The organism is Nonomuraea sp. NPDC052265 (assembly GCF_044547985.1).
Classification (GTDB): Bacteria; Actinomycetota; Actinomycetes; order Streptosporangiales; family Streptosporangiaceae; genus Nonomuraea.
Window position 1 is genome coordinate 163,992 of sequence record NZ_JBIUBJ010000007.1, and the last position, 12,072, is coordinate 176,063.

The following is a 12,072-nucleotide window of genomic DNA, read 5'->3' on the forward strand; positions in this document are numbered from 1 at the left end:
TCCAACACTCCTCAACAAAGGCCCGACCGTAGACTAGCGCCATGGAGGAGCTCCTGGATCCAGCGCTCGGCGAGGTCCGGGTGTTCCTGATGCACGACGACAACAAGCGGCGCAAGCTCAAGTACAACCTGGGCCACCGGCGGCTGCTCACGTTCGGCGGGGCGTACTCCCATCACATCAGAGCCGTGGCCCGGGCGGGGAGGCTGCACGGCATCGAGACGATCGGGGTGATCAGGGGCGAGGAGAACCTGCCGCTCAACCCGACGCTCGCCTTCGCCGCCTCCTGCGGGATGACCCTGACCTACCTCGACCGCGCCTCCTACCGGCTCAAGCACACGCCCGAGGTGCAGGCACGACTGAGGGAGCGGTGGGGGGACGTCGCGATCCTGCCGGAGGGCGGCAGCAACGCGGCGGCCGTGCGCGGCTGCGCCGAGCTCCCGCCGGAGATCGGCGTCGACTACGACGTGGTCTGCTGCCCGGTGGGCACCGGCGGTACCCTCGCCGGCATCGCGGCCGGGCTGCCCGAGGGCAGGCGGGCGCTGGGCTTCGCGGTGCTCAAGGGAGCCGCCTTCCTTACGGACGAGGTCGCCCGGCTCCAGCGCGAGGCGTACGGCCGGACCTGGACGAACTGGTCGGTCAACCTCGACTACCACTTCGGCGGCTACGCCCGTTCGACCCCCGCCCTCGACCGGTTCGCCGCCGAGCACCGGGTCGAGGGCGTCTACGTGGCCAAGATGCTCTACGGCGTCCTCGACCTGGCCCGGCGGGGGGCCTTCGCGCCGGGCACCCGCGTCGTCGCCGTGCTGACCGGTCAGCCCTCGACGTCCGTGGCCGCGTGCGGGGCGCCGACCGGCTTCGACTCGGGCGAGCCGCGCTGACGCAGGTAGACCGACAGCACCACCATCGACAACACGGCCAGCAGCTCCGACTGCCAGTTCTGCAGGCTGCGGTTCCAGAACTCGGCGGAGGTCACGTACTGGCCCCACGAGACGGGGTCGCGCAGGTCGCCGAGCCGTCCGGCGTTGTAGGCGGCCTGGCCCGCCACCGACTGGGCCAGCCACGACAGCACGAAGATGACGCCCATCACCAGCCCGAGCGAGTTGCTGAACAGCCACAGCCGGGCCCCGCGCACCTTGGCCCAGGCGGGGGAGTACGTGGTGGCGTACGGGCCGATCTGCTGCTGCTCGTCCGACTCGGCCCCGGCGTCCTCCACCTTCTTCGACTCCGGGGAGCCCTTCTGCACGAGCCAGACGGTCAGCGTGATGTACAGGAAGAACTGCAGGTACTCCGACTGCCAGTTCTCGGCCACGTCCACGGCGAAGTCGGAGGAGGTCACGTACTCGGCGAACGACACCGGGTCGGCGCCCTGGACCATCTGCAGGTCGTTGAACTGCAGCATGCCGGCCACCGCCTGCCCGCCGAGCGCCAGCAGGAACATGACCAGGAAGGCCAGCGACAGGGAGTTCTCCTTCAGCCACCTCACAACCGCGCCCACCCGATGGCGAAGAACCAGGCCAGCCCCGCCGCGATGACGAGCAGGGTCAGCGTGAACATCACCCGCATCAGTCCTCCACCTCGCATTCGTAGGGCAGGTCGTGCACGGGCCGGCAGCCCGCGGCCTTCACCCGCCAGCCGTCGGCGAAGCGGTGGAGGAACATCGTGTCGCCGGCCAGCCGCACCTGGGCCTCGTCCCCCCACACGTTCACCTCGGTGACCCGGCCGCCGGGGCCCAGCTTGACGTCGCTCAGCGCCTGCGCGCAGGTCTGGCCGGGGTCGGGGAGCTTGTCGGCGGTGGTGCGGGCCAGCAGCCCGCACGCGGCGTCCTCCTGGTGAGCCTGCACGGCCGCGTGGAAGCGTTCGGCGGCGTGCGCGGGGGACGTCGTGTCCACGGCGCAGCCGACGGCCGCCAGGAGGAGCGCCGGCACGACGAACGGGAATCTCATGAGCCACCCGCTACCCGCGAGGGCATCGGGCATTCCGCCCGGCGCGCCGGCTAGCCGAGCTGGTCGAGCACCGGGGTGACCAGAGAGTTGAGCTCGCGGGCCAGCACGACCACGGCCCGGTGGGCGCGCTGCTCGACCTCGTCGTGCGGCCCCTCGGGCTCCGGCGGGAGGTCGTCGAGCGGCACGGGCGCCTCGACGAGCAGCGTGGCGCGCAGGAACGGGATGCGCGCCAGGTCCTGCTGGCTCGGCTCGACGTACTGGCCGAAGGTCTCCTGCCAGCCCAGCCAGCCGCGGTCGCGCCACCAGGCCCGCGACCTGGTCAGCTCCTCGGGGAGCGGCGAGACGATCCGGACGCGGGCGTAGAGGGTGCCGTCCCAGGTGTTGCGGTGGCACGTGGCCTCCAGGACGCGGCGGTCCCAGCGCACGTAGCCGGGGGTGAGCGAGGGCGAGACGGCCAGCCGCCAGGCCGCGCAGGCGAACCTGACCGGCGCGATGTCACCCCACTCGAACTCGTCGAGGTTCTTGCGCACGTGCACGGCGTAGCGCCCGTCACGGTCCCTGTCGAACTCCTGGTCGATCCAGAACGCCTTGCCCATGCCCCCTACGCTACGGCCCGGCGGCGCCGATCCGGCGGTGTACGGGAGATCTGGGGCTTGCCGTTAATTTGGTGACCGTTTAAGCTCATCTGGTCAAACAATGGAAGGACGATGCATGGCCAGAGCGGGCAGGCCGCCGCAGGACCCCGCGCGGCAGGCCGAGCGCGCCCACCGGATCCTCGACGCCGCCGCCGAGCTGATCCTGCGCTGGGGCTACGACAAGACCACCGTGGATGACGTGGCCAGGCGCGCGGAAGTCGCCAAGGGCACGATCTACCTGCACTGGAAGACGCGCGACGAGCTGTTCGCCGCGCTGCTGCGACGCGAGCGGGTGCTCATGCTGGACCGGGTGCGCGAGGGCGCGCCCGCCACCCTCGGCGAGCTGTTCCGGAGCCTGGCCTCGGCGCTGCTGCACCGGCCGCTGCTCCACGCGGTCCTGCTGGACGACTCCGAGGTGCTCGGCAAGCTCACCCGGCTCAAGCGGCAGGGCCCGGCGACCGGCGGCCTCGAACTCGGCGGCCCCTTCGACGCCTACCTGCGCGAGCTGGTCAAGCTGGGCGCCGTGCGCGAGGAGCCGGCCGAGCAGGTCATGGTGATCGGTTCGATCTTCTACGGCTTCATGTTCCTGCCCGGCGCGCGTCCGGAGTCCGAGCGGCTGCCCGACGACCGCATCGCCGAGCTGCTGGCCGAGACCGTCGAGCGCGCGGTGGGCACCGGACGCGCGCTGCCGCCCGCCGACACCGCGGCCGTCGCGCGGGCCACCCTCGACCTCCTCGACGCCCTCGCCGACGTCGCCCGGCGCAAACTGGCGACATCCATGAGCCCTGCTAAGGAGCGCACGCAGTGAAGGCAGTCATCCCCCTCGACGACGAAGCCGCCGCAGACCTCGGCACCGCGGGCGGCAAGGGCGCCTCGCTGGCCCGGCTGGCCAGGGCGGGGCTGCCGGTGCCCGGCGGGTTCGTCGTCACGACCGAGGCGTACCGGTCGTTCGTGTCGGCGTTCGGCGACGAGGTCGCCGCCTCCGGCGATCCCGGCGCGCTGTTCGCCGCGCACGAGATCCCGGCCGGCCTGGCCACGCTGATCAAGGCCGCGCACGCCGCGCTCGGCGACGACGTCGCGGTGGCCGTGCGCTCGTCGGCCACCGCCGAGGACCTGCCCGAGCTGTCGTTCGCCGGGCAGCAGGACACCTTTCTCAACATCCGGGCCGACGGCCTGCTGGAGGCGGTGCGCCGCTGCTGGGCCTCGCTGTGGAACCCGCGCGCCGTCGCCTACCGCGAGCGCAACGGCGTCCCGCACGACGACGTGGCCCTGGCCGTGGTCGTCCAGGAGCTGGTGGACGCCGACGCGGCCGGGATCATGTTCACCGCCGACCCGGTCACCGGCGCGCGCGACGAGATCGTGGTCAACGCCTCCTGGGGGCTCGGCGAGGCCGTCGTCGGCGGGCAGGTCACGCCGGACACGATCACCCTGTCGGGCGGCCGGGTCACCGGGTCGCGGGTGGCCGACAAGACCGTCATGACCGTGCGCACCGCGAGCGGCACCCGTGAGGAGCCCGTGCCCGAGGAACTGCGCCGCCGTCCCGTGCTCGACCCGCCGCAGGCGGTGGAGCTGGCCGCGCTCGGCGAACGCGTTCAGGCCCTGTACGGCATGCCCATGGACGTCGAGTGGGCCAGGCGCGACGGCACGTTCGCGATCCTCCAGGCCCGCCCGATCACCAACCTGAAGCCGCAGGTCGAGGAGTGGAACGACAGCCTCAAGGGCGACTACCTGTGGACCGCGGGCAACCTGGGCGAGGCCATCCCCGACGTGATGACCCCGGCGACCTGGTCGTTCGTCCGGCTGTTCATCCACGAGGCCATGTCGGCCTCGGCGCTGCCCGGCTTCGACCTGGTGGGCAACATCGGCGGCCGCTTCTACATGAACCTCAGCGTCGTCCACTCCATCGCCGCCGCCCTGGGCATGCAGGGCAGGCTGGGCGCGGTCGAGCAGGTCTTCGGCAAGCTGCCGCCCGGCCTGGAGGTGCCCCCGGTGGGCCTGTCCCGCTGGGAGATCATCAGGCGCGTCCTGCCGATGGCCGTGCACCTCCAGCGGCGGGTGCGCCGGCACCTCAAGGAGATGCCGGCCTTCCTCGCCGCCTCCCGGCGGCGCTGCGAGGAGCTGCGCGAACGCGTCGCCGCCACCTCCTCCGGCCCCGAGCTGGCCGACCTGTGGACGGCCGAGATCGAGCCCCACGTGGTCACCTCCAGCCGCATGCTGGAGGCCGCGGGACGCCAGGGCGGCGCCACGCTCGTCTGGACCCGCGACCGGCTGCGCCGGCTGATGGGCGAGGTGGACGCCGAGGCCATGCTCACCGGCGTGAACGCCGACGGCGAACTGGCCAGCCTCGGACCCGTCCTGGGCCTGGGCAGGCTGGCCAGGGGCGAGATCGACAGGGAGGAGTTCGCGCTGGCCTACGGGCATCGCGGCCCCCACGAGTTCGAGGTCTCCAGGCCCCGGCCCGGCGAGGACCCGGCCTGGATCGACGCTCAGCTCGCCGGCCTGCGCGACCTGCGGGCCGGCACCGAGGCGCTGCTCGCCCGCCAGGAGAAGGCCAGGCAGGAGGCGTGGGCCAGGTTCGCCGCCCGCCACCCCCGCAAGGAGGCCAGGATGCGCGCCCGGGTACGGCGGTGGAACGCGGTCGTCCGCGACCGGGAGACCGCCCGCTCGGAGAACATGCGGGCCTTCTGGGTGCTGCGGGCGTTCGTGGTGCGCGCCGGGGAGCTGACCGGGCACGGCGACGACCTGTTCCACCTCTATCTGGAGGAGATCCTCGACGTGCTGCGCGGCGACGCCTCGGCCCTCGACCTGGTGCCGGTACGGCGGGCGACCCACGACCTGTACGCCGCGCTGCCGCCGTACCCGACGGTGATCGTCGGCCGGTTCGACCCCGTCCGGTGGGCCGCCGATCCAGGCCGCCGGGCCGACGTGTACGACGCCCGCGGCTTCGACGTCCCGGTCAGCGACACCGTGACCGGGTTCCCCGGCGCGCCCGGCGTGGTCGAGGGCGTGGCCAGGGTCATCGCCGGCCCGGAGGACGGCGACCGGCTGCGGCCCGGCGAGATCCTGGTGACGACCCTGACGAACGTCGGCTGGACCCCCATGTTCCCGCGCGCCGCCGCCGTCGTGACCGACATGGGCGCGCCGCTGTCGCACGCCTCGATCGTGGCCCGCGAGCTGGGCATCCCGGCCGTGGTCGGCACCGGCAACGCCACCATGCGGCTGCGCGACGGCGACCGCGTCCGCGTGGACGGCGAGCGCGGCACGGTCGAGTTGCTCCAGTGAAAAGTCTGCGCCAAGTCGGCCGTCCCCCGGCGGCCGGTGTGGTCTCTGGATGACCATGATCGAACAGTGGATCCTCGACGACGAGCGCGAGCTCGAAGCACGCTGCGCCCGCTTCCGCCTGGCCCTGCTGGGCCTCGACCGCGACGGCCCGCAGCCCGACCTCCAGAAGGAGCCCCGGCAACCGGATGACACCGCCTGACCAGCCGTACGGATGGCACGACCTGCCCGGCGCTCTCGTCCGGGAGGTCGAGCGGCGGCTCGGCCGGGCGGCGGCGGATTTCCACGAGCGGCACGGCGGCTTCACCGGCGGCGTGCGCGGCGTGCTCACCACGCACCCGCTTGGCGGCCGGGCGCCCGCCGGCCAGGTGGACGCGCTCCTCGTCGCCCTGCTCGGCTACTGGACGCGCTCGGCCGCCCTGGACGCGCCGCCGCCGCTGCGCGACCGGTGCGAACGCTCCCGCCGCGCCACCCTCGCCTGGCCGCGCACCCGCTGGCCCTGAACCGACCGCCGCCGGTCAGCCGCCGACGTGGATGCCGGGCCGCCGCTGCGGATCGGGCTCGATCTTGCGGATGATCTCGCGGACGACCGGGGCGGTGTCGCCGCGTCCCAGGATGAGGTAGCGCAGCAGGTGGACCATCGGCGAGCCCTCGGCCCACTCGAAGTAGCAGTGGGGGCGCACCCCGGTGGCGTCGCGCAGCGCGAGCAGGACGGCCGCGATGGCGTTGGGCGCGGCCGGGCTCTCCGCCCGCAGCACCCGGTGGCCGCCGACCTCGACGCCGCGCAACCGCAGCACGTCGCTGAAGCTGGACGGGTCGATGACGTCGATCTCCAGGAACAGCACGTCGGCCCGGCCCGGCACCGGGTTCATCGAACGCTGCTCGCTCTCCTTGGCCAGGTACTCGGCCGCGTCGCCGGGGCCGCGCCGGTTGGCGATGATGTTGAGCGCGCCGTCGTGGTTGAGCGAGTCGGTGACGAACCGGCGCGCCGCCTCGTCGAACTCGATCCGGTCGGCCCGCAGCTCGGTCGTGCGCGACACCCGCGAGATCAGCGAGATCGCGACGATGCCGAGGATGAAGAACGCCGAGATGGTGATGCCGTCCGGCTTCTCCCTGATGTTCTCCACCAGCGCGTAGACCAGCACCAGGGTCAGCACGGTGAACCCGATGACGGCCGGGGTCTGGCGGTGCCGGACGGCCGAGATGGTCACCGCGACCGCGCCGGAGACCATCATGGCCAGGATGCCGGTGGCGTACGCGCCGGCCTGGGCGTCGACGTCGGCGTCGAAGGCCAGGGTGAGCAGGACGCAGATCGCCGTGTAGACCAGCACGACGGGCCGGACGGCCTTGCCCCACTCGGGTGCCATGCCGTACGAGGGCAGGTAACGCGGCACGATGTTGATCAGGCCCGCCATGGCCGAGGCGCCGGCGAACCAGAGGATGAGGATGGTGCTGACGTCGTAGACCGTGCCGAAGCCCTCGCCGAGGCGTTCGTGCGCCAGGTACGCCAGCGCCCTGCCGTTGGCCTGCCCGCCGGGCGCGAACTGGTCGGCCGGGATGAGGACGGTGGTGACGAAGCTGGTGGCGATCAGGTAGACGCTCATGATGAGCGCGGCCACGGTCAGCAGCTTGCGGGTGTTGCCGATGCGCGAGCGCAGCCGCTGCTCGGGATCGTCGCCCTGGGCGGCCACGAGGGGCATCATGCTGACGCCCGTCTCGAACCCGGACAGGCCCAGCACCAGCAGCGGGAAGGCCAGCACCGCCGGGCCGACCAGCCCGGTGAAGCCGCCGCGCCCGTTCAGCAGCGCGTCCGTCCAGCGTGACAGCGCCTCGGGCTCGGCCGCCACGTCGGCGAACCCGACGGCCACGACGACCGCGTTGAGCAGCAGGAACAGCGCCACCAGCGGGATCGCGACGCCGACCGCCTCGGTGAAGCCCATCAGGAACACCCCGCCGAGCACCAGCAGCAGCACCACGGTGATGATCACCGCGTGCCCGTGCAGGAAGCTCGGGAAGTACGGGTTCTCCAGGATGTGCACCGAGGCGTCGGCGGCCGACAGCGTGATCGTGATGATCCACGACGTGGCCACGAACCCCAGCAGGACCAGCACGAACAGCTTGCCCCGCCAGAACGGCAGCAGACGTTCGAGCATGGCGACCGACCCCTGGCCGTGCGGGCTCTCCTTGGCCACCCGCCGGTACATCGGCAGCATGCCCAGCAGCGTCAGCCCCACGATGAGCAGCGTGGCCAGGGGCGACAGCGCCCCGGCCGCCAGCGCGGCGATGCCGGGCAGGTAGGCGAGGGTGGAGAAGTAGTCGACGCCGGTCAGGCACATGACCTTCCACCAGGGCTGCGGCTCACCGTGGCCCTCGGCGGACTCCGGCCCGACGGGCTGGACCTGATGCCGCAGCAACCACCGCGCCAGACCACCGGAAGGCGGCCCGGTACGGCCCGCGCTCTCGACCGACTCGGGCACGGCAAGCTCACCGGTACCGCTCACCGGAAATTCCTCTCAGGGGACGCCGCCAACGAACGTCCCCACACTAGGGGGTCGGCCGCCGCGGCCCTCCCCCCGAGGGGAAGTCGCTCCAGAGCCTGGGCCGGACGATCACCGGCCGAACGGCTCAAGGGGCACCCGGTCCCACAGCTCCCGCTCGCGCCCCCGGAGGTCGTTGACGACCTTGGGGGGCAGGTCCCAGATCATCGTGGCCCGCGAGGCCCGGTAGGCGGGCCAGGCCGGTCTGGCCACGGTGCGGCGGGCGTCCGGGTCGCCGGACGCGGCGAACGACGTCCACGCGTCGATCATCTGGTCCGACAGCGTGGTCAGCCGCTCGCGGTCGGCCCGCAGCGCCTCGGCCCCGCCGGGGATGCCGGTGAAGCTGAGCGAGCCGAACATGAAGGGCAACTCGATCGTGTGGATCGCGCCGATCCCCTCGGGCGGGCGCCAGCCGAACTCGAAGACGTAGGAGGGCCGCCATCGGCTCTGCTCCCCGGCCAGCCTGGTCGCGGGGACGCGCAGCGCCTGGTCGGTGAACATGGCCAGGGTGGCCTCCTGCTTCGTCCTGCCCTTGCGGTAGGTCGCGACCATGTGCTCGCGCACGGGCTTGAGCGGGGCGGGGAAGAAGCTCTTCCAGTACTGGCCGGCCACGTCCGCCGTCCCTCCCGGCCCGAACTGCCCGAAGAAGTTGACCTCGTCGCGGGTCGTGCCGACCATGATGTCCACCTTGCGGGCGTTCCCCTTGCGCACCTGGTCGGCCACCGGGCCCTTGACCAGCTCACCGTCCACGTACGGGCCGAAGTAGACGGCGCCGTGCACACCGGGAGCCTGGGACCGGATGGTCTTCTCCTGGAGCCCGAGCAGCTCGGTCGTGGACATCGACCTGAGTCCGGCGACATCCTGGACCGGAAAGCGCTCGCTGATCCCGCGCTTGTACGACGCCTGCTGGACGAGCGACCCGCTGCCGCTCTGCAGGATCACCCTGCGGAACAGTCGCTCGGGACGGTCGGTCGCGAGCATCGCGCTGATCGAGAAGGCGCCCTCGGACTCGCCGACGGCGGTGACGTTGCGCGGGTCGCCGCCGAACCCGGCGATGTGCTCGCGGACCCAGGTGAGCGCCATCATCTGATCGCGCAGCCCGTTGTTGCCCGAGCCGGCGTACGCCTTGTCCATGCCGCCCAGCTCGGTCCAGCCGAACACGCCCAGCCGGTAGTTGACGGTGACCACGACCGCGTCGCCCTTGCTCGCGAGCCGGTCACCGGCGTACCTGGGCTCGTTCGCGGTGCCGAACCTGGCGGCGCCGCCGTGGATGAAGACGATCACCGGCCGCTGGTGCCCGTCCTTCCGGGGGGCCCAGATGTTGAGTGTCAGGCAATCCTCGTCGGTGTACACCTCGCGCTTGTCGGGGTACTCCTCGGAACTGTCGTCGCGGAACTGCGGGCAGACACGGCTCCCGTCGTCGGCCTTCAGCGTGCCCGTCCGGCGTGCGACCGGCTGCGGAGGGCGGAAGCGCAGGTCACCGACCGGTGGCGCGGCGTAGGGGATGCCCTTGAACACGCAGAGGCCGTGCTCAGCGGTCCCCTCTGTCTGAGGCGCGGTGCAGGTGGCGGCGGTGGCGGGCCTGGCCGTCGCGCAGGACGTCATGGCGAGCAGGAAGGCCGCGGGCAGGGCCAGTGAGCGAGCGAATGTGACCATGTGGCCAAGGTTGCCGCCGGTCCGCGCCGCTCCGGATCGCCCTGGCGGGTGAACCGCCCCTCACTCTCCGGTGCCCGCCACGATCAGGCCGGACTCGTACGCGAAGACCACGGCCTGGGCGCGGTCACGCAGGCCCAGCTTGGCCAGCACGTTGCTCACGTGGGTCTTGACCGTGTGTTCGCTGACGACCAGAGTGGCGGCGATCTCGGCGTTCGACAGTCCGCGCGCGACCTGTCGCAGCGTGTCGGTCTCGCGCTCGGTCAGCTCACCGAGCCGCCTTTCGAGCCGCGGCCTGGCGGTGCCCCGCTTCAGCAGGTCCGCCACCAGCCGCCGGGTGACCGAGGGCGCGAGCAGCGACTCGCCCTCGTGCACCACGCGCACGGCATGCAACAGGTCGTCCCTGCGGGCGTCCTTGAGCAGGAAGCCGCTCGCTCCTGCGCGCAGGGAGTCGTAGACGTGTTCGTCCAGGTCGTACATGGTCAGGACGAGCACCTTCGCCGAGGTGCGGCGGCAGATCTCGGCGGTGGCCTCGACGCCGTCCATGCGCGGCATCCTGATGTCCATCAAGACCACGTCGGGCGCCAGCTCGACGGCCTTGCGAACGGCCTCCGCGCCGTCGGACGCCTCGCCGACGACGACCATGTCGTCGCAGGAGTCGAGGATCATCGCGAAACCGCTGCGGAACAGCTCCTGGTCATCGGCCACGAGGACCCGCAGCATCGTCATCCGGTCGGCAGGGTGGCGGTGACGGTGAAGCCGCCCGGGTCGATGCGCAGGCTTCCGCCGCAGGCCGCGGCGCGCTCGCGCATGCCCAGGATGCCGTGCCCCTCACGGACGCGCCGCGTGCTCGCGCCGCCGCCGCCGGCGATCTGCACGGTCAGCGTGTCGTCGGCCCACTCCAGCAGCACGCGCACGCCGCCGCGCGAGTGCCTGAGCGCGTTGGTCAGCGACTCCTGGACGATCCGGTAGGCCGCCACCTCTGCGGCGGACGTCAGCGCCCGTGCGGTGCCGTGTTCCTCCAGTGCCACGTCCAGGCCGGCCTGCCTGGCCTGCGTGACCAGGGCGGGTACGGCGTCGAGTCCCGGCTGTGGCTCACGGGTGACCGGCCCGCGCAGCGTGCCCAGGATGAGCCTGAGCTGGGTGACGGCGTCACGACCCGTGGCGGCGATGGTCTCGAACACGGCCCCGGCCCTGACCGGGTCGCGCTGCACGACCGACGCGCCGGCCTCGGCCTGCACCACGATGAGCCCGACGGAATGGGTGACGATGTCGTGCATGTCGCGGGCGATCCTGGTGCGCTCGTGCGTGATCGCGGCGGCCCGTTCCTCCTCCAGCCGCCAGGCCCGCTCCCGCTCCGCCGCGCGTTGCGCGTCGCGGGCGCGGGTGCCGACGCCGGCCGCGTACGCGGCGACGAAGGCCGTGACGACGTAGCGAAAGGTGTCCAGGTTCTCGCCGGGCAGGACGAGCGACAGCATCACCGCCGTGCCCTGGACGACGATGATCGTGACGCGCAGCGGCGGTGGGATCGCCGCCGCCGCGAACGTGTAGGTCCACACCAGCGCGCCGAGGGGGAGGAACAGCAGCACGATCGAGTGCGGCAGTGCCGGATAGCTGATCGTCAGCAGCGTCGTGGCGGTGCCGACGACCAGCCCCGAGGTCAGCAGCGCGGCCCGCCGCCACAGGACCGGGACCGAGGCCAGGACCGCGAGCGACACGCCCCACCAGGGCTGCACGTACGGCACCAGCGTCGGCCCGACCATGGCGACGCTCACGACGCCGGCCAGCACCGCGTCGACCGGCGGAACCTCGAAGACCCTGCGGATCCTGTCTCGCACACCGCCCCCAGAACCAGAAATCACCGCACGCTACCGCGCGCTGCCCGGCCGGGACCTCACTCCGCCGGGTGAAGCCGCCCTCACTCCCGAGACCGAGCGCGGGCGGCGCCGGCCTGACCCTCTACAAGGTCATCCGCGAGTTACAACTGCTGCTCGCGACCTGGACCGGCGCATGCCCTACCTGTCA

The 12,072-nt window shown here is 72.4% G+C and carries 12 protein-coding genes; 5 read left to right on the top strand and 7 right to left on the bottom strand.

Features of this window, described 5'->3' with window-relative positions:
* Nucleotides 1-41 precede the first annotated feature (41 nt).
* Entirely contained in the window at nucleotides 42-878 is an 837-nt protein-coding gene (locus tag ACIHAD_RS22650) for a 1-aminocyclopropane-1-carboxylate deaminase/D-cysteine desulfhydrase (RefSeq protein ID WP_397356544.1), read from the top strand.
* Here the strand turns inward: ACIHAD_RS22650 and ACIHAD_RS22655 are convergent.
* The 3 genes from ACIHAD_RS22655 to ACIHAD_RS22665 form a co-directional block, all read right to left on the bottom strand.
* A complete protein-coding gene (locus ACIHAD_RS22655) occupies nucleotides 812-1,483 on the bottom strand; it encodes a DUF6766 family protein (RefSeq protein WP_397356545.1) in 672 nt (223 codons plus the stop codon). The genes ACIHAD_RS22650 and ACIHAD_RS22655 overlap by 67 nt on opposite strands.
* Before the next feature lie 79 nt (nucleotides 1,484-1,562).
* The gene (locus tag ACIHAD_RS22660) at nucleotides 1,563-1,943 is read right to left on the bottom strand and encodes a hypothetical protein (protein WP_397356546.1); all 381 of its coding nucleotides are present in this window, start codon (nucleotides 1,941-1,943) and stop codon (nucleotides 1,563-1,565) included.
* Between the two features lie 50 nt (nucleotides 1,944-1,993).
* Nucleotides 1,994-2,539, bottom strand: coding sequence for a hypothetical protein (locus ACIHAD_RS22665; protein ID WP_397356547.1), 546 nt, complete (start codon nucleotides 2,537-2,539; stop codon nucleotides 1,994-1,996).
* A gap of 115 nt (nucleotides 2,540-2,654) precedes the next feature.
* Between ACIHAD_RS22665 and ACIHAD_RS22670 the strand changes: the two genes are divergently transcribed.
* Genes ACIHAD_RS22670 through ACIHAD_RS22685 form a run of 4 tightly spaced genes read left to right on the top strand, consistent with a single transcriptional unit; the run spans nucleotide 2,655 to nucleotide 6,360 of the window.
* Nucleotides 2,655-3,386: a TetR/AcrR family transcriptional regulator gene (locus ACIHAD_RS22670; RefSeq protein ID WP_397356548.1), complete on the top strand. Its 732-nt coding sequence runs from the start codon at nucleotides 2,655-2,657 to the stop codon at nucleotides 3,384-3,386.
* Nucleotides 3,383-5,860 carry a PEP/pyruvate-binding domain-containing protein gene (locus ACIHAD_RS22675; RefSeq protein ID WP_397356550.1) on the top strand — a complete coding sequence of 826 codons (2,478 nt, stop codon included), beginning with the start codon at nucleotides 3,383-3,385 and terminating at the stop codon, nucleotides 5,858-5,860. Before ACIHAD_RS22670 ends, ACIHAD_RS22675 begins: the two co-directional genes overlap by 4 nt.
* A gap of 49 nt (nucleotides 5,861-5,909) precedes the next feature.
* Complete coding sequence (locus ACIHAD_RS22680) at nucleotides 5,910-6,059, top strand: hypothetical protein (protein WP_397356551.1); 150 nt, start codon at nucleotides 5,910-5,912, stop codon at nucleotides 6,057-6,059.
* Complete coding sequence (locus ACIHAD_RS22685; RefSeq protein ID WP_397356552.1) at nucleotides 6,046-6,360, top strand: hypothetical protein; 315 nt, start codon at nucleotides 6,046-6,048, stop codon at nucleotides 6,358-6,360. Before ACIHAD_RS22680 ends, ACIHAD_RS22685 begins: the two co-directional genes overlap by 14 nt.
* A 15-nt stretch (nucleotides 6,361-6,375) precedes the next feature.
* Here the strand turns inward: ACIHAD_RS22685 and ACIHAD_RS22690 are convergent, their stop codons facing one another.
* The 4 genes from ACIHAD_RS22690 to ACIHAD_RS22705 form a co-directional block, all read right to left on the bottom strand.
* Entirely contained in the window at nucleotides 6,376-8,358 is a 1,983-nt protein-coding gene (locus ACIHAD_RS22690) for an amino acid transporter (RefSeq protein ID WP_397356553.1), read from the bottom strand.
* 108 nt (nucleotides 8,359-8,466) lie between these two features.
* A complete protein-coding gene (locus tag ACIHAD_RS22695) occupies nucleotides 8,467-10,050 on the bottom strand; it encodes a carboxylesterase/lipase family protein (protein ID WP_397356554.1) in 1,584 nt (527 codons plus the stop codon).
* A 60-nt stretch (nucleotides 10,051-10,110) separates the two neighbouring features.
* Nucleotides 10,111-10,770 (bottom strand): response regulator, encoded by a 660-nt coding sequence (locus ACIHAD_RS22700; RefSeq protein ID WP_397356770.1) that lies wholly within the window; start codon nucleotides 10,768-10,770, stop codon nucleotides 10,111-10,113.
* Nucleotides 10,771-10,772: 2 nt separating this feature from the next.
* Nucleotides 10,773-11,885, bottom strand: a complete 1,113-nt coding sequence (locus tag ACIHAD_RS22705) for a sensor histidine kinase (RefSeq protein WP_397356555.1) — start codon at nucleotides 11,883-11,885, stop codon at nucleotides 10,773-10,775.
* Between the last annotated feature and the right edge of the window lie 187 nt (nucleotides 11,886-12,072).